This is a genomic window from Pseudomonas brassicacearum (assembly GCF_918698105.1).
GTDB lineage: Bacteria > Pseudomonadota > Gammaproteobacteria > Pseudomonadales > Pseudomonadaceae > Aquipseudomonas > Aquipseudomonas brassicacearum_F.
Map to the genome: position 1 here is coordinate 39,765 of NZ_CAKKMI010000042.1, position 16,990 is coordinate 56,754.

12 protein-coding genes are annotated in these 16,990 nt (G+C 63.8%); 6 read left to right on the top strand and 6 right to left on the bottom strand.

Translation table 11 applies throughout. The features are described from left to right. Window positions 1-156 precede the first annotated feature (156 nt). Window positions 157-1,554 (top strand): MFS transporter, encoded by a 1,398-nt coding sequence (locus LQ215_RS17440; protein WP_057452332.1) that lies wholly within the window; start codon window positions 157-159, stop codon window positions 1,552-1,554. 9 nt (window positions 1,555-1,563) lie between these two features. Beyond that, on the top strand, window positions 1,564-2,085 hold the full coding sequence (locus LQ215_RS17445; RefSeq protein WP_003206078.1) for a single-stranded DNA-binding protein: 522 nt from the start codon (window positions 1,564-1,566) through the stop codon (window positions 2,083-2,085). Between the two features lie 75 nt (window positions 2,086-2,160). On the opposite strand, the gene LQ215_RS17450 is transcribed toward LQ215_RS17445, so the two are convergent. Then, the gene (locus tag LQ215_RS17450) at window positions 2,161-2,724 is read right to left on the bottom strand and encodes a cysteine hydrolase family protein (protein ID WP_230151670.1); all 564 of its coding nucleotides are present in this window, start codon (window positions 2,722-2,724) and stop codon (window positions 2,161-2,163) included. Window positions 2,725-2,821: 97 nt separating this feature from the next. Here LQ215_RS17450 and LQ215_RS17455 point away from each other — a divergent pair, with 97 nt between their 5' ends. The 3 genes from LQ215_RS17455 (at window position 2,822) to LQ215_RS17465 (ending at window position 6,002) form a co-directional block, all read left to right on the top strand. Then, complete coding sequence (locus LQ215_RS17455) at window positions 2,822-3,817, top strand: GlxA family transcriptional regulator (RefSeq protein ID WP_230151671.1); 996 nt, start codon at window positions 2,822-2,824, stop codon at window positions 3,815-3,817. Window positions 3,818-4,144: 327 nt separating this feature from the next. Continuing rightward, the gene (locus LQ215_RS17460) at window positions 4,145-5,254 is read left to right on the top strand and encodes a DUF3182 family protein (protein ID WP_230151683.1); all 1,110 of its coding nucleotides are present in this window, start codon (window positions 4,145-4,147) and stop codon (window positions 5,252-5,254) included. Next, window positions 5,244-6,002 carry an alpha/beta hydrolase family protein gene (locus LQ215_RS17465; RefSeq protein ID WP_063324151.1) on the top strand — a complete coding sequence of 253 codons (759 nt, stop codon included), beginning with the start codon at window positions 5,244-5,246 and terminating at the stop codon, window positions 6,000-6,002. Before LQ215_RS17460 ends, LQ215_RS17465 begins: the two co-directional genes overlap by 11 nt. 133 nt (window positions 6,003-6,135) lie before the next feature. On the opposite strand, the gene LQ215_RS17470 is transcribed toward LQ215_RS17465, so the two are convergent. The 4 genes from LQ215_RS17470 to LQ215_RS17485 are packed head-to-tail and all read right to left on the bottom strand — an operon-like array spanning window position 6,136 to window position 10,151. Next, a complete protein-coding gene (locus LQ215_RS17470) occupies window positions 6,136-7,137 on the bottom strand; it encodes a lysylphosphatidylglycerol synthase domain-containing protein (RefSeq protein WP_230151672.1) in 1,002 nt (333 codons plus the stop codon). Then, entirely contained in the window at window positions 7,124-8,422 is a 1,299-nt protein-coding gene (gene clsB / locus LQ215_RS17475) for a cardiolipin synthase ClsB (RefSeq protein WP_230151674.1), read from the bottom strand. Before clsB ends, LQ215_RS17470 begins: the two co-directional genes overlap by 14 nt. Next, on the bottom strand, window positions 8,419-9,228 hold the full coding sequence (locus LQ215_RS17480) for an endonuclease/exonuclease/phosphatase family protein (protein ID WP_230151676.1): 810 nt from the start codon (window positions 9,226-9,228) through the stop codon (window positions 8,419-8,421). The genes clsB and LQ215_RS17480 overlap by 4 nt, the downstream gene beginning before the upstream one ends. Then, window positions 9,225-10,151: a DUF72 domain-containing protein gene (locus LQ215_RS17485; protein WP_230151677.1), complete on the bottom strand. Its 927-nt coding sequence runs from the start codon at window positions 10,149-10,151 to the stop codon at window positions 9,225-9,227. Before LQ215_RS17485 ends, LQ215_RS17480 begins: the two co-directional genes overlap by 4 nt. Window positions 10,152-10,438: 287 nt before the next feature. On the opposite strand from LQ215_RS17485, the gene LQ215_RS17490 reads away from it, so the two are divergent. Continuing rightward, window positions 10,439-12,526 (top strand): mechanosensitive ion channel family protein, encoded by a 2,088-nt coding sequence (locus tag LQ215_RS17490; RefSeq protein ID WP_230151679.1) that lies wholly within the window; start codon window positions 10,439-10,441, stop codon window positions 12,524-12,526. A gap of 134 nt (window positions 12,527-12,660) precedes the next feature. On the opposite strand, the gene LQ215_RS17495 is transcribed toward LQ215_RS17490, so the two are convergent. Next, window positions 12,661-16,974 (bottom strand): DEAD/DEAH box helicase, encoded by a 4,314-nt coding sequence (locus LQ215_RS17495; RefSeq protein ID WP_230151681.1) that lies wholly within the window; start codon window positions 16,972-16,974, stop codon window positions 12,661-12,663. Window positions 16,975-16,990 lie beyond the last annotated feature (16 nt).

Here is a 16,990-nt window from a genome sequence, read left to right on the forward strand (position 1 = left end):
GAAAACGTAGGAGTATACGGGCAAATACTGGATGGATGCACACTATCGACGGTGCGATTGCAGCCATACATGAAGACTGCGCGGCAAACAGTCGCCATATACCCTCTCAATCGATGGGACTGGTAGAATCGCCGCCGGTTCACATGAGGTTTTTCCATGCAAGATCCCCACAGCGAACGCATGAGTAGTGGCGAGACGCGCGCAGCAAGCGGTCTGGCCCTGGTGTTCGCCTTCCGTATGCTGGGCATGTTCATGGTGTTGCCGGTGCTGGCGACCTATGGCATGGACCTGGCTGGCGCGACGCCGGCCCTCATCGGGTTGGCGATTGGCGCTTATGGCCTGACCCAGGCGATCTTCCAGATCCCGTTCGGGGTCATTTCCGACCGCATCGGCCGGCGCCCGGTCATCTACCTGGGACTGATCGTCTTCGCCCTGGGCAGTGTGCTGGCGGCCAATGCCGACTCGATCTGGGGCGTGATCGCCGGACGGATCCTACAGGGCGCCGGGGCTATTTCCGCGGCTGTCATGGCGCTGCTATCAGACTTGACCCGCGAACAGCATCGGACCAAGGCCATGGCCATGATCGGCATGACCATTGGTCTGTCGTTCGCCGTGGCCATGGTGGTAGGTCCGTTGCTGACCCGTGCCTTTGGCTTGTCCGGCCTGTTCCTGGCAACCGGCGCCATGGCGCTGGTGGGGATTTTGATCGTGGCGTTCATGGTGCCGCACGCCACTGGCCCGTTGCAGCACCGGGAATCCGGGGTGGCGCGCCAGGCGCTGATCCCGACGCTCAAGCACCCGGACCTGTTGCGCCTGGACCTGGGCATTTTCGTGCTCCACGCCATGCTGATGTCCAGCTTCGTGGCCTTGCCGCTGGCCTTGGTCGAGAAGGCCGGCCTGCCCAAGGAACAGCACTGGTGGGTCTACCTGACGGCGCTGCTGATTTCCTTCTTCGCCATGATTCCGTTCATCATCTATGGCGAGAAGCGACGCAAAATGAAACGAGTTTTGCTCGGCGCCGTCATGACGCTCATGCTCACTGAGCTATTCTTCTGGCAGTTCGGCGACAGCTTGCGGGCCCTGGTGATCGGCACGGTGGTGTTCTTCACCGCGTTCAACCTGTTGGAGGCATCGCTGCCGTCGCTGATCAGCAAGGTTTCGCCGGCGGGCGGCAAGGGCACGGCGATGGGGGTTTATTCCACCAGTCAGTTCCTGGGTTCGGCGTTGGGCGGGATCCTCGGCGGCTGGCTGTTCCAGCACGGCGGTTTGTCGGTTGTGTTCCTGGGATGTGCCGCGCTGGCTGCACTTTGGTTGGCCTTTGCTGTTACCATGCGCGAACCTCCCTATGTGACGAGCCTGCGCTTGCCCTTATCGCCCGAGGCGATTCGTGAGGCTGGCCTGACCGAGCGCCTGAAGGCCGTCGTTGGAGTAACCGATGCAGTGGTGGTCGCCGACGAGGCGGCCGTATATATCAAACTCGACACCGAATTATTGGATCGCGCGACGCTCGAGCGCCTGGTGAACAACCCGGCCCCGACCACGTGCGAAGCCTAGGAGAACGTTATGGCCCGTGGGGTTAACAAAGTCATATTGGTCGGTACTTGCGGCCAGGATCCCGAAGTTCGCTACTTGCCAAACGGCAACGCCGTGACCAACCTGAGCCTGGCGACCAGCGAGCAGTGGACCGACAAGCAGACCGGGCAGAAGGTCGAGAAGACCGAATGGCACCGCGTGTCGATGTTCGGCAAAGTGGCTGAGATCGCCGGCGAATACCTGCGCAAGGGTTCGCAGGTGTACATCGAGGGCAAGCTGCAGACCCGCGAGTGGGAAAAGGACGGCATCAAGCGCTACACCACCGAAATCGTGGTCGACATGCAAGGCACCATGCAACTGCTGGGCGGCCGTCCACAGGGTGACCAGCAACAAGGTGGCAACAACTACCAGCAGTCGGCTCCGGCCCCGCGTCAGCAGGCGCCTCGTCCGCAGTCGGCGCCACAGCCACAACGCGAACGCCCGGCCCCACAACAGGCCGCGCCGCAACCGGCTCCGGATTTCGACAGTTTCGATGACGATATTCCGTTCTAAAAAGTAGTTCACGGCTTCGAGCTAAAGACAAAACCGCGCTTCGTTTCCGAGGCGCGGTTTTTTTTCGCTTGAAACTTATGGCTGCGTCCGGCTGGCGCCCAAAAACTGTTCAGTGCTCACCACGCTCGCGTAGGCAAACCCCAGCGCGGCCATGAACGCCGCATGCACCTGCGCAGCCGGCACGACGACGCCGTTGAATTCCAGGTCGAGGGTCGCGCAGGCGTCGTGGATCACCGTGACGCCGTAGCCCAGGTCAGCTGCCGCCCGCACCACGCCATCGACGCACATGTGGCTCATGCTGCCGACCACCACCAGTTGTTCGATACCGTGCTGATCGAGGACGGCTTGCAGTTCGGTTTCGCGAAACGCATTGACGAAGTGCTTGAGCACCACCGGTTCATCGGCGCGGTTGAGCACCTTGGGGTGCAGTTGTGCGCCTTCGGAGCCTGGGGTGAAGAAGGGTGCGTCGTCGGAGGTGAATTCGTGGCGGATGTGCAGCACGCTGTCGCCGGCCTGACGAAAGGCTTCGATCAGCCTGGCAGCATTGTCGGCAGCCGCGTCGGCGCCGACCAACGGCCATTTGCCCTGGGGGAAGTAGTCGTTCTGGATATCGACTACGATGAGCGCTTGCTTGGACATGAGGCTTCCTCGATCAGTTGGGGTGTGAAGCCAGTATTGGCTTTTGCTGCCGCTTCGAGGATTGGCCGCAACGACAATATGCGAGGGAAAACTGACAATGACGCAGCAAAGGGCAGTCGCCGAACTCGGGGTGCTCATCTACCCCGGCGCGCAACTGGCAGCGGTGCATGGCTTGACCGATCTGTTCGCCGTGGCGCAACGGATCGCGGCCGAGCAGGCCAGCGCGCAGTTGCCACAGCTGCGGGTGAGTCACTGGCGAGCGGAGGAAGGCGAGGCTCCGCTGCGGGTGTTCGACAGCGAAACCGGCCCGGCGGGCAAGCTGGCTGCGTTGTTGATTCCACCGTCCCTTGCTGGTTTCAGTGAGGGCTTGGTCTCTGAGGCGCTGATGGATTGGCTGCGGGCGCGGCACGCCGACGGCACGGTGCTGGGCGGGGTGTGCGTGGGCTCGATCCTGCTGGCCGAAAGCGGCCTGCTCGACGGGCGCAGCGCCACCACCCACTGGACGTCGGCCAAGACCTTTGCGGCGCGTTACCCGAAGATCAAGCTCAACGCCGACAAACCCATCGTCGACGACGGCGACCTGATCACCACCGCCGGGCTGATGGCCTGGTCGGAACTGGGGCTGCGCCTGGTGGACCGCCTGCTCGGGCCGAGCATCGCCACGCGCACGGCGCAATTTCTGGTGATCGAGCACAGCGACAGCGCGAGCCAGTGCGGCAGTAATTTTGCGCCCATCCTCGGCCATGGCGACCCGGCGATTCTCAAGGTCCAGCATTGGTTGCAAAGCAGCGGTGCGGTGGAGGTGTCCCTCGGTGCGATGGCCGAACGCGCCGGGCTGGAGGAACGCACCTTCCTGCGCCGGTTTCGCGCCGCCACCGGGCTCAAGCCCACTGAATACTGTCAGCACCTGCGCGTCGGCAAGGCCCGGGAAATGCTGGAATTCACCAATGGCACCATCGACCACATTGCCTGGACCGTCGGTTATCAGGACCCGAGCGCTTTTCGCGCGACATTCAAGAAAATAACCGGGTTGGCGCCGAGTGATTACCGGGCGCGGTTTGGGGTAAATCCACCGAGTACTCCCAAGGGCTGACACTGACCCTTTGTGGCGAGGGAGCTTGCTCCCGCTGGGCTGCGCAGCAGCCCCAACATCTCAACTGACACACCGCGGTTCTTTGGGGGGGGCGCTTCGCACCCCAGCGGGAGCAAGCTCCCTCGCCACAGGGGGGTGTGTCTGCAGCCTGGCATCGTGCAATTTGCGGGACGCCTGCCATGGGTCGTGCAGAATGAAACAGGCCCGATGCCATCAATTGCGCACAATGCCCCCGCTTGGCTGACCATCATTGCCGACGCCATCGTTGGCCTGATCTCTGCACCTTTCTTTATCCACAGCCATCGAGCGCAGGAAAAAGGGCAACGCATGACACCAGTCAATCGCAACAAGCGGGTAGTGGCCTATTCGGTCAATCCACAAGCGCCGCGCCATGAAGTCGAGACCAATCGAGCACTGGCCCAGTGGCTGGCGCAGATACTGGGATGGGACTACGGCGACAGTCATGACGCCCAGGGGCATGCCGGTCATGATCTCTATCTGTTGCCCACACAGACCCTGACCGGCGCCGAAGCCGCGATGCGCCTGGGGGTCAAGGGGCCGGAGGATATGTGGGGCGGGTATGTCGAGCATGATTTTATCTGCACCAAGGCGATTACCCATGGTCTGTTGAATAAGGACGCCGTGGCGCCCAAAGGCTGGTCGCCGCTGTTTGCCAAGCTCACGCGAGGCGCGGTGCTTGATGGCGTGACGGTCTTTTCGCTCAAGGATGCGCGTCCGGCTGCCGAGCACTTGCTGTACACCGGGCCGATTCGCCTCAAGCCGATCCATGCCTGTGCCGGGCGTGGGCAACGGCTGATCAAGAGCCTGGCGCAGTTCGATGAAATCGTCGCCGAGCCTGACGCCCAAGCGTTGTTTCGCGAAGGGGTGGCGCTGGAACAGCACCTCAACGAGGTCAAGACCCAGAGCGTCGGCCAGAGCTTCATCAACGGCAAGGTCCTGAGTTATTGCGGTGTACAACACCTGACCCACGACAGCCAAGGAGTGGAGGTGTACGGCGGGTCGGACCTGCTGGTGGTGCAGGGCGGTTATATCGAGTTGCTCAAGCTCGAACTGCCCGACGATGTGCGCGAGGCGGTGCGGCTGGCGCAAGTGTTTGATGACGCCGCCAACCAGGCTTACCCGAGCTTTTTTGCGTCGCGACGCAATTACGACATTGCCCAGGGCCTCGATGCTGCCGGCCAGCCGCGTGGTGGCGTGTTGGAACAGTCGTGGCGCATGGGCGGCGCCAGCAGCGCCGAACTGGCGGCGTTGCAGGTGTTCGTCGACGCGCCGCAAACCAGCGCGGTACGGGTGTCCTCGGTGGAGACCTACACCGAACAACCGCTGCCGCCCGGCGCGAGGGAGGTCTATCGCGGCGCGGCGCACAACGGCGACTTCCTTCTCAAATACGTAACGGTTCAATCCTATGACGGCTAGAAGTGAAACCATTCAGATCGAGATTGACGATGAACGCATGAACGGGACATTCCTGAGTCCCAAGTCGAAGGTCCCTGGCGTGTTGTTCGTGCACGGTTGGGGCGGTAGCCAGGAGCGGGACCTGGAACGGGCCAAGGGCATCGCCGGCCTGGGTTGCGTGTGCCTGACCTTCGACTTGCGTGGGCACACCGGCGGGGCGGGAATTCCCTTGTCCCGGGTCACCCGCGAGGACAACCTGCGGGACCTGTTGGCGGCATACGACCGCCTGCTCGCCCACCCAGCCTTGGATACCTCGGCGATTGCCGTGGTGGGCACCAGTTATGGCGGCTACCTGGCTTCGATCCTGACATCGCTGCGCCCGGTACGCTGGCTGGCCCTGCGGGTGCCGGCGCTGTACCGCGACGAACAATGGCACACGCCCAAGCGCGACCTGGACAAGACTGACCTGCTCGATTACCGCAGCACCCTGGTGCACGCCGGCACCAATCGTGCCTTGCATGCATGCTCGCAGTTCACTGGCGATGTACTGCTGGTGGAGTCCGAGACCGATGCCTACGTGCCCCATGCCACCATCATGAGCTACCGTGCGGCGTGCCAGCAGACCCATTCGCTGACCCACCGGATCATCGACGGCGCCGACCATGCCTTGAGCGACCCCGTGTCACAGCAGGCCTACACCTCGATCCTGGTGGACTGGATCACGGAAATGGTGGTGGGAGAGCGGTTGAGCATTATTCAGGAGCGGTGATTGTGGAGTGGCTGTGGGGGCCTCATCGCGAGCAAGCTCGCTCCCACAATGGAACTGTGTGAACCCGAACTTATATCCCAGTCATCCCTGTGGGAGCGAGCTTGCTCGCGATGGGGCCAAACCAGGCAACCCATCACTTGAGCCCAGGCTTGACCCGCAACGCCTTGGCCTTCGCTTCGATCACCAGGTACATCACCACGGTAATCAGCAACGGCAGGATGAAGTAGATCGCTCGGTAGGCGATCAATCCCGCCAACAGGCTGCCCCGGGACACTTCATGTTGCAGCAGGGCAATGAACACCGCCTCCAGCACTCCAAGCCCCGCCGGAATGTGGGTGATGACCCCGGCAATGCTGCTGATCAGCAACACCCCGAGCACCACCGGATAATCCAGTTTGCTGGGCAGCAACGTGAAGATCACCGCCGCCATCAGCGACCAGTTCAACGCGCCCAACGCCAGCTGCAGCACCGCCATGCGCAGCGACGGCAGGTTGATTTCCATGCCGCGAACGGTCCAGGCCCGGCGCTTGGAGAACCGGCAGGCCACCAGGTAACTGGCACTCACCAGCAACAACAGCGCGCCGACGCCTTGCAGCGCATCGCTGCTGAGCTTCCAGCCCGGCGGCATGGTCACCAGGCCGCTGCTGAACACTACGCCGGCCAGGGTCATGTAGCCGAACCAGTTGGTCGCCAGGCTCAGGCCGAGGATCTTGGCGATGTTGCCGGTGCTGACCCCCAGCCGCGAATACAGCCGATAGCGCATGGCGATGCCGCCGACCCAGGCGCTGAGGTTGAGGTTGAACGCGTAACTGATCACCCCCACCGGCAAGATCTGCCGCCACCCCAGTTTCTGGCGGATGTAGGTGCGACCGATCAAGTCGAAACAGGCATAGGTGATGAAGCTGGTGACCGTCAGCGCGGCGGCGATGACCAGGGTGCGCACCTTGAAGTCCGCCAGCGTGGCGAACACTTCCGACCAGTCGATGCGCCGGGCCAGGGTGGTGAACAGCACGATCAACAGCAGGAAAAACGCCAGGGTCAGCGGTCTTTTCCAGCGGCTCCAGCGCGATTTTGGCTTGGCCTGTCCCGGCGCATGGGCATCTCTCGGCGCGGCGTGCGCTTCAGAGTGGTTCATGGGGTTCGCTCCGGACCGCCGTTGGCGGCGAAAAGGGTTTCAGACGCGGTTTATGGGCCGGCAGCCAGCCGGCCCAGGCCGGGAAATGGCGCAAAAAGTGGAACACCATGAAACCGATGGTCATGCGCCATAACAGGCCCCGGGGGGCGTGGTCCTCGGGCATGGCGGTGCAATGGTTGCGACTCAGGTAATCGAGGCGCTCGAACAGCTCGCGGTTGAACGCCCGGTCGCGGATCAGCACATTGGCCTCCAGGTTCAGGGACAGGCTCAGCGGGTCGAGGTTGCTCGAACCCACCGTGCTCCAGTCCTCATCCACCAAGGCGACCTTGCCGTGCAGCGGTCGCTCGCAATATTCGTAGATCACCACGCCGGCCTTGAGCAGGTAGCTGTAGAGCATGCGGGCGGCGAGCTTGGCGATCATCATGTCCGGCTGGCCCTGCAGGATTAGCCGGACCTCCACGCCCCGGCGCGCGGCATTGCGGATTTCGCGCAGCAACCGGTAGCCAGGGAAGAAATAGGCATTGGCGATCACCACCCGCCGCTTGGCGCTGCGCAGCACTTGCAGGTAGACCTCTTCGATGTCGGTCTGGTGTTCGTGGTTATCCCGGTAGACCAGGCGCACCTGGCCGTCATGGTCGTTGAACGCCAGCTCGTTGCGGCGATTACGGCGGCGTTGCCACCAGTATTTGGCCCGGGCGGGTCGGCCACTCTGCAACAGCGCGAAGTGGTGGATATCCACCACCGCCGGGCCTTTGACCTCCACGGAATAGTCCTGTTTGGCCTCGGGGCCGAAATCGCCCAGGTGGTCAGCGGAAAAATTGATCCCGCCAATAAACGCAATCACGCCGTCCACCACGACGATCTTGCGGTGCAGGCGGCGGAACCAGTTGGTGCGGATCCCCAGATGCCGCGGCGCGGGGTCGAACATCTGCAAGCGCACCCCGGCGTCACTCAACGAGGCCAGGAAAGCGGTGGTCAGCTCTCCGCAGCCGAAACCATCGAGGCTGACGGTGATGCGCACGCCACGCTCGGCGGCTTCGACCAACAGATCCCGCAGTTCAATGCCGACCTTGTCCTCGAACAGGATGAAGGTCTCCAGAAGGATTTCTGTTTCGGCCCGGCGAATGGCCTCGAAGACCCTGGGGAAATACTCTTCGCCGTTTTCCAGCAGCGTGACGCGATTGTTGCCGTGCCAGCCGTATTCGATATCGGCCAGCGCCGGGTTGCGCTCGGTGGGCGGCGTCTCGACCTGCTCAACCGTCGCCTTGTTCATCGTCGCGCTCATAATTGGATCTCCACCGACAGCGGTGCGTGGTCGGACAGGTGTGACCAAGGGCGTACATTCAATACTTTGGCGTGACGGGCCTTGAGGTTGCGCACGTAGATGCGGTCCAGGCGCAGGATCGGCAGGCGTGCCGGAAAACTGCGAGCCGGCTTGCCCCACTGTTCGGCGAACACTTCGCGCAGACCGCAGGGTTCGAGCAGCTCACTGGCCTTGCCGCGCCAGTCGTTGAAGTCGCCAGCGACGATCACTGGCGCGTCGGGCGGCAGTTCGCTCAAGCGCTGGCAAAGCAACTTGAGTTGCTCGATACGATGACCTTCGCGCAGCCCCAGGTGCACGCAAATGGCGTGCACTTGCGGTCCATCGCCCGGCAGGCGCAGCACGCTGTGGAGCATGCCGCGGTTCTCATGGCCGCTGATGGACACGTCCAGGTTTTCATGACGGATGATCTGGAATTTCGACAGCAGCGCGTTGCCGTGGTCGCCCGCCGGGTACACCGCGTTGCGCCCGTAGGCGAACTGCGGCCAGAGGCTGTCGGCCAGGAACTCGTATTGCGGCATGCTCGGCCAGTTGCTGTAGCGCTGGGGGTGGTGTTCGTGGGTGCCGTGGACTTCCTGCAAGAACACCACATCGGCAGACACACTGCGCACCGCTTCACGCAGTTCCGGCAGGATGAAGCGCCGGTTCAGGGCGGTGAAGCCCTTGTGGGTGTTGACCGTCAGCACGGTGAAGTGGCTGACCCGGTCGATAACCTGGGGCTGCTGCGGAGTCGGCTCGTGGGTCGCTTCGCTGGTTTCCGGGCGGTTCATGGCAATACCCCTTCGGCCGGGCGCTCGCCTGGCGCGGTGGCGAGGTCCTTGTCCAGATGGAAGCGTTCCAGCAAGTGGCGTGCGTCATAGGGCGCGCGGACTTTGATGTCGTTGTCGAAATAGCAGAACACTTGCCGGCTTTTGCGGGCGCGAGGCTTCTTGTCGGGGTCGATCAGGTGGGCGTCGGCGGGTTGCTTGCCGTGGCTCCAGGCCTCGATCCGGTCGCCCCAGCGCTTCAACGCCTCGTCGGTATAGCCGCTGGCGTACAGTTCCTCGGCTCCGTGTAGGCGCAGGTAGACAAAATCGCTGGTGACGTCTTCGCGATAGGGCCATTTGCCGGCAGTGTCGGCGATCACCAGGGCCACGTCGTAGCGCTTGAGCAACGTGACGAAGTGCGGGTCGATAAAGCTCTCATGGCGGATTTCCACGGCGTGGCGCAGCGGCCGTTTTTTATCGGTCTTGGTGCTGGCGTGGCCGTCCAGGCGCGGCTCGTGCTCGCGGGCCAGGGCGGCGGCGCCTTCGGTGTCGTGGGGCAGTTGCTTGAGGAAGTCTTCGAACAGTTCAGGGTCGAATTTGAAGCTGGGCGGAAACTGCCAGAGGATCGCGCCCAGCTTCTCCTTGAGCTCCAGCACGCCGGAGGCGAAGAAATTGGCCAAAGGCTTGCGGATGTCCCGCAGGCGCTTGATGTGGGTGATGAAACGCGGGGCCTTGACGCTGAACACGAAGCCGGGCGGTGTCTCGGCATACCACTGGGCATACCGTTCGGGACGTTGCAGAGCGTAGAACGATCCATTGATTTCGATGCTATTGACCGCTCGCGAGGCAAATTGCAATTCCCGTTTCTGGGTCAGCCCCTTGGGGTAGAAATCCCCCCGCCAAGGCGTGTAGCGCCAGCCGGAAATACCAATGTGGATCGCCGTCATGTATTCCTCCCGTGCCAATGACCTCGTACTGCCTGTGTCTTGTGATGACTGTCGCGCGGCCCGGAAAGTTTCGATGGTCTTACCGACGGAAGAGGGGGCCGCGGATTCTGTGGCGAGGGAGCTTGCTCCCGCTGGGCTGCGCAGCAGCCCCCAAAAAAACAGGGCCGCTACGCGCCCCAGCGGGAGCAAGCTCCCTCGCCACAGGGGTTGGATTAATCATTCGAGCGAACTTGCCCGCCCGTTATTGATCAGTTCCTTACCCATCCCGTGTGAAGGAGCCTCGCGTTTTGTCTCGATTGAGCACTGTATTGCTGCTGTGCCTGCTGGCGATGACTGGCACCAGCGCCTACGGGACCGTCGCTGTCCCTGGCACCTCCCAGCCCAGTGAACCTCCCGCCGAGCCCGCGCCGCTGGTGCAGGGCGGTCTATTGGGGGCCATCTGTTCGAGCATCGACGACGTCCAGGACAAACTTGAGCTCAACCAGAGCCTGGTGGATGCCTGGCGCCTGCGGGCGGACCGGGCGGCGGATGAGGTGGACCGGCTGGTGGACCAGACGTCCCGTTCGTCCTGGCGCGTGGCGGGGGATTTCCTGTTGTTGTCGAGCGTCTGGATCGGCGCTTTTGCACTGATCTGGTCGGGGGCGCGGCTGCTGCTGCGCCATTTGGGCCGGCGCCGCTGGCTGCGCACCCGCCAGCGCGTGCGCGACCTCCTCGGTTATCTGCTGCCGTACACCGCTGCGGCGTTGATTTGCCTGCCGCTGACCCTCTACGTCAGCCACTTCCTGCAGGTCTCGGTCGGTCGCGCCCTGGCGCTGTGCTTCGCCTACGCCACCAGCAGCGGCATTTTCTCCACCTCGGTGTTGCTGTGCGTGATCGTGATGTTCAACGCCGGCCACAAACGCCGGGCGGTGGCGATGATCCGACGCTTCAGCCCCCGGCCATTGTTCATGATCGGCTTTCTCGCCGCCCTCAGCGATGCCCTGACCAGCCCGCAGATCGCCCGGCAACTGGGCGGCAACATCACCAGCAGCATCGCGGTGTTCACCGGCCTGTTCGCCTCGGTGATCTTTGGCTGGTTGGTGATTCGCATGCGCCGGCCCGTGGCGCACCTGATCCGCAATCGCCCGCTGGCCCAGCGCTTGAAGCAACCGGCCTTGCAGGAGTCGCTGCGGATTTTCTCCGGGCTCTGGTATTGGCCGATCCTGTTGATGGTGCTGGTGTCGGCGGTGAGCCTGATCGGTGTCGGCGAGGACAACCAGAAAGCCCTGCGTTGTGCGCTGTTCACCACCATCCTGCTGATCGCCACGGTGTTCCTCAGCACGGTGTTCCAGCACGTCTTCAAGTCGCCCAAGGCCGAGGCCATCCAGCGCAACAGCGCCTACAAGGGCCGCCTGTTGAGCCTGCTGCACGCGATGCTGCGCATCGTCATGGCGGTGGTGTTCATTGAAGTCCTCGGGCGGATCTGGGGGTTTTCCCCGTTCGAGTTCGCCTCGCGCAATGCCGTAGGCCGGGCGATCAGTGATTCCTTGAGCCGCATCGGCCTGATCTTCCTGATGACCTGGCTCACATGGGTGGTGCTCGACACGGCGATCCAGGAAGCCCTGAAACCGCCGCTGAACAAGCGCGGGGCCCGCCAGCCCAGCACCCGGATCAAGACCATCCTGCCGCTGTTGCGCAATGCGGCGAAAATCATCCTGGTGGTGATTTGCGCAATCACCACCATGGCCAACCTGGGCATCAACGTCGCGCCGCTGTTGGCCGGTGCCGGGGTGGTGGGGCTGGCGATCGGTTTCGGTTCCCAGCAACTGGTGCAGGACGTGATCACCGGGCTGTTCATCATCATCGAAGACACGCTGTCCATCGGCGACTGGGTGGTGCTCAGCTCCGGCCACGCCGGCACGGTCGAAGGCCTGACCATCCGCACCCTGCGCCTGCGCGACGGCAAGGGCTTCGTGCATTCGGTGCCGTTCGGCCAGATCAAGGCCGTGACCAACCAGTCCCGGCAATTCGCCTTTGCGTTTTTCTCCGTGCAGTTCACCTATGACACCGATGTGGACGAGGCCATCGAGCTGATTCGCGAGGCCGGGCGTTCGATTGCCGAAGACCCGTTCCTGAAATTCAACCTGCAAGGGCCGCTGGATGTGTTCGGCGTGGACAAGATGGACCTCAACGGCGTGGTGCTCACGGCGCAGTTTCGCACGGTATCCGGCGGGCAATATGCGGTGAGCCGGGCGTTCAACCAGCAGTTGAAGAAGCTTGTGGATAACCATCCGGCGGTGCACTTTGCGCAGACTTATCCACAGCAGGTGGTGTTGCCCAAGCGGTTGGTCGAGGAGCAAAAAGCGGGGGAAGAGGTGCCTGATCAATCTCAGTAGTTGATGAGGTTTAGTGGTGATCTGCCGGCCTCATCGCGAGCAGGCTCGCTCCCACAGTTGGCCGAGTTCCTTCAGAAAGAATGCGATCGAATGTGGGAGCGAGCCTGCTCGCGAAAGGGCCAGCACAGGCACCCTCAAACTTTCTGAATCAGCTTGCTCTTAACTTCAGCCATCCCTTGAGCATCCAACTCCACCCATAGATGCTGCTTGCCGGCAATCTGCGCCGCCACCGGCAAACCATCGCGATACACCAGCCGATTACTCGCCAGTGCCGGTACTTTCGCCCCCGGCAGCAAGGTGCCCGCCAGGTTCAGCGGGTCGACGCCGCACACCGCCACCAGGCTGCCGTCGGTGGGGCGGCGGCGGGTTTCGCGTAGCAGCGGGATGGCTTCGGGCAGGGCGAACTGTTCTCCCGCCAGCCCGCTGACAAAGCGCCCGCCACGAATCTCGCCCCGCGCCTCCAGGCGATGAAAGGTGCGCAGCAGCTCACGCCAACTCGGCAACCAATCGGCCTCGCGCTCCAGCAAGCGCCAGAACACCACGCCGTAACGGCGCAGCAGGGTCATGGCGATGTGCTCCAGGGTGTCGGGCGGCGTGGGCGCGGGGCGGTTGCCGTCCACGGGCGCCGGTTGACTGCGGCGCAGCAAGGCCCAGCGCCCGGCGTCGTCCATGCCGCCGACAAACGCCCCGCGCCCGCGCCGACTGCTGCGGGCCTGGCGTTTGCTGGCCGGGGTGATCAGCGCGCGCAAGCCGGCAAAGCTGTCGGCATTCACCAAACCCGCGCCCACCAGTTCCTGCAAGGCGATTTCCAGTTCGCTGCGCAGCAGGTGGGCTTCGTGGGCCAGTTCGTCGAAAAACAACGCGCCATGCTCGCTCAGGGCCTGATGGACTTTTTGCGTCTTGGGCGACAACTCATCCAGGGCCGTTTGCCCGGCCAGGCTGCTCCACAACGCCACCTGGGTGCGCGGCAGCAACACCACCGGCGTGCTGCGCAGGGCGCTGGCGCTAGGCTTCTGGCGCGCACTCAGGCGCGTCCATACCCACTTGCCACTGCGGCACAACTCATCGAGCCAACTGGGCGAGTAGTCCTTGATTCGCGCCGGCAGCAGGTCGCTGTCCCAGGCTGACGCAGCGGCCGGGAAGCCTTCGAACTGGCCGAGGATCGACGGCAGCACGGCGTTGCCCCGGCCCTGGGTGGACGACGACAGGTGCTGCCAGTCGAACAAAAAGCGCATGAAGTCCTGCAACATCACCGGTTCGATTTCCCGGCGCAGGCGCTTGACCGTGTAGCGATGGATGCGCGCCAACAAATGCCGCTCGCACCATTCCTCCTGGCCGGTGCCCGGCGTGAACCGTCCGCGCAGCACATAGCCTTGTTGCTCAAGCTGCGCCAGTGCCTGGGTGACCTGCGGGGTCGACATTCCCAGCGGGTAGGCGATGGCCTTCAACGGCAGCGGGCCAAAGGCACTGAGCCGGGCGCGGAGCACTTCCACCAGGGCTTCGTCGCTGTCCCAGGCTTCATCGAAACCGGCCAGGGGCGTCAACGGCGGTTGCCATTGGGCCTGTGGATAAAGGGCTTGCAGGCAGGTCAGGCGCTCCAGCGGCACCCACAGGCCACGCTCGGCACTGATCTGCAGATGGCTGGCGCGACCACTGGCGGCCAAGGCCTGCAACCAATCCAGCCACGATGGGTGGGCGTCGGCTTCGCTGTCGGCGATGCAAGCCAGGCTCATCAACGCTTCATGCATTTCATCGAGATTGGCCGGCGTCGGCCAGGCCTCATCGCGAACCGACTGGATGGCTTCGGCGTCCAGTGCGCCAAGGTCGTCGGTGGCCTGTGGATCGCTCCAGCGTCGGTTGATCACCGCTTGGGTGCGCCGTTCTTCCAGCGGCGCGTCGTCGAGAAAGGTGTAGGGGCGGGCGCTGAGAATTTCCGCCGCCAGCGGCGAGGGTGCCGGCAGGTCGCGGCTGATCAGGCGAACCTCGCCCGCTTCCATGCGCCGCAACAGCGTCAGCCAACCTTCGCTGTCCATGGCTTCGTGCAGGCAATCGTCGAGGGTTTGTTCCACCATCGGGTGGTCGGGGATCTCCCGCTCGCCGGCCAGGTTTTCCAGGCAGGCGATCTGGTCCGGAAACACGCTGGCGATCAGGTCCTCGCTTTTCATCCGCTGGATCTGCGGGGCGACTTTGCGCCCGCCGGCGTAACGCGGCAAGGCCAGGGCCACGCCAGCGTTCCAGCGCCAGCGCACGCCGAACAGCGGCGCATCCAACACCGCCTGGACCAGGATCTGCTCGGCGCTGTGGCTGTTGAGGTAGCGCCAGACCTCGTCCAGCTCGAAGCTGTGGCTGGTGGACAGCGAGAGCACGATGGCGTCTTCGCTGGCGGCGGCCTGCAATTCGAAGTTGAAGGTGCGGCAGAAGCGTTTGCGCAAGGCCAGGCCCCAGGCGCGGTTGATACGGCTGCCGAAGGGCGTGTGGATGATCAGTTGCGTGCCGCCGGACTCGTCGAAAAACCGCTCCATCAGCAGCGTGTCCTGGGACGGCAGGGCGCCGAAGGCCAGGCGCGCCGGAGCCAGGTAATCCACCAATTGTTCGGCGCTGGCCAGGTTCAGTTGCAAGGTGCCGGTGAGCCAATCGAGGGCCGGTTGCAGGTTGCCCGGCGTGGCGCCGAGCAGTTGATCGAGCTGGGCTTGCAGGCGCGCCACGGCCAGGGACAATTCGGCGCTGCGCCCCGGCGCTTCGCCGAGCCAGAACGGGATGGTCGGCGGCTGGCCCTGGGCATCCTCGACCCGCACGCGACCGGTCTCGACGCGAATGATGCGATACGAGGTATTGCCCAACTGGAACACGTCGCCGGCGATGCTCTCCACCGCGAAGTCTTCGTTGACGCTGCCGATGTTCAGCCCTTGGGGTTCGAGCAGCACGCTGTAGTCGGCATTGTCCGGAATGGTGCCGCCGCTGGTCACGGCCGTGAGCTTGCTGCCCCGACGCCCGCGCAAGGTCCGGGTCACGGCATCGCGGTGCAGGTAGGCGCTGCGCACGCCCTGGCGACCATTGAGGCCTTCGGCGAGCATCTGCAACAGCGCCTGGTAATGCCCTTCGTCCAGCTCCGCGTAGGGCGAGGCACGACGCAAGGTTTCCAGCAGCGCTTGTTCCGACCATTCCTGGCAACTGACTTCGGCGACGATCTGCTGGGCCAGTACATCCAGCGGCGCCTTGGGGATGTGCAGGATGTCGAGTTCGCCACGGCGTACGCAGTCGAGCAGGGCGGCGCATTCGATCAAGTCGTCGCGGGTGGTGGCGAACAGGCGTCCCTTGGGCGTGCCACCGACCTGGTGCCCAGAGCGTCCAACTCTTTGCAGGAACGCCGAGATCGAACGGGGCGAGGCGATCTGGCACACCAGGTCGACATCGCCGATATCAATGCCCAGTTCCAGGGACGCGGTGGCGATCAGCACCTTCAGTTCGCCGCGTTTGAGGCGTTGTTCGGCGTCGAGGCGAAACTCTTTCGCCAGGCTGCCGTGGTGAGCGGCCACGGCGTCCTTGCCCAGGCGCTCGCTCAGATGACGGCTCAGGCGTTCGGCCAAACGCCGCGTGTTGACGAACACCAGGGTGGTGCGATGTTCCCCGGCCAGCTCGGCGAGGCGGTTGTAGACCAGCTCCCACACGTCATTGGCCATCACCGCCGACAGCGGCACTGGCGGCACCTCGATGTCCAGGTCCCGGGGGCGGGCGTGGCCGATGTCGACGATTTCACAGGTGCGTCCCTCACCGACGAGAAAACGTGACACCGCTTCGATGGGCTTTTGCGTGGCCGACAGGCCGATGCGCATCAGCGGTTCGGCGCACAGGGCTTGCAGGCGTTCCAGGCTCAAGGCCAGGTGGCTGCCGCGCTTGCTGGCGGCGATGGCGTGGATTTCGTCCACGATGACCGTGCGGGTGCTGGCGAGCATCTGTCGGCCGGAGTCGGAGCCGAGCAGCACGTAGAGCGATTCAGGCGTGGTCACCAGGATGTGCGGCGCGGTCTTGCGCATCGCCGAGCGTTCTTTTTGCGGTGTGTCGCCGGTACGCACGGCGGTGGTGATGTGCAGGGGCGGCAGGTCCATGCGTCGCAACTGCTCGGTGATGCCGGCCAGGGGATTTTGCAGGTTGATCTGGATATCGTTGCTCAGGGCCTTGAGCGGCGAGACGTAGACCACCAGGGTCTGGTCGGGCAGGCCGCCCTGTTCCAGGCCGCGATGCACCAGGTCATCGAGCACTGCGAGAAACGCCGTCAAGGTCTTGCCCGAGCCGGTAGGCGCCGCCACCAGGGTCGAACGACGCTGGCCGATCAACGGCCACGCCCGGGCCTGGGCGGCCGTGACCGCCGGGAAGGTCTGGCTGAACCAGGCGCGAACGGCGGGGTGGAAGCCGGCCATGGCGTGGTTGGCTGCAAGGGGCAGATTCATGGGGGCAGTTATGCGG

Coding starts and splice junctions, on each gene's coding strand:
- LQ215_RS17480 (WP_230151676.1), bottom strand. CDS start 9,228: ATGAACCGCCCGGAAACCAGCGAAGCGACCCACGAGCCGACTCCGCAG.
- LQ215_RS17455 (WP_230151671.1), top strand. CDS start 2,822: ATGACGCAGCAAAGGGCAGTCGCCGAACTCGGGGTGCTCATCTACCCC.
- LQ215_RS17470 (WP_230151672.1), bottom strand. CDS start 7,137: ATGAACCACTCTGAAGCGCACGCCGCGCCGAGAGATGCCCATGCGCCG.
- LQ215_RS17440 (WP_057452332.1), top strand. CDS start 157: ATGCAAGATCCCCACAGCGAACGCATGAGTAGTGGCGAGACGCGCGCA.
- LQ215_RS17445 (WP_003206078.1), top strand. CDS start 1,564: ATGGCCCGTGGGGTTAACAAAGTCATATTGGTCGGTACTTGCGGCCAG.
- LQ215_RS17450 (WP_230151670.1), bottom strand. CDS start 2,724: ATGTCCAAGCAAGCGCTCATCGTAGTCGATATCCAGAACGACTACTTC.
- LQ215_RS17485 (WP_230151677.1), bottom strand. CDS start 10,151: ATGACGGCGATCCACATTGGTATTTCCGGCTGGCGCTACACGCCTTGG.
- LQ215_RS17465 (WP_063324151.1), top strand. CDS start 5,244: ATGACGGCTAGAAGTGAAACCATTCAGATCGAGATTGACGATGAACGC.
- clsB (WP_230151674.1), bottom strand. CDS start 8,422: ATGAGCGCGACGATGAACAAGGCGACGGTTGAGCAGGTCGAGACGCCG.
- LQ215_RS17495 (WP_230151681.1), bottom strand. CDS start 16,974: ATGAATCTGCCCCTTGCAGCCAACCACGCCATGGCCGGCTTCCACCCC.
- LQ215_RS17460 (WP_230151683.1), top strand. CDS start 4,145: ATGACACCAGTCAATCGCAACAAGCGGGTAGTGGCCTATTCGGTCAAT.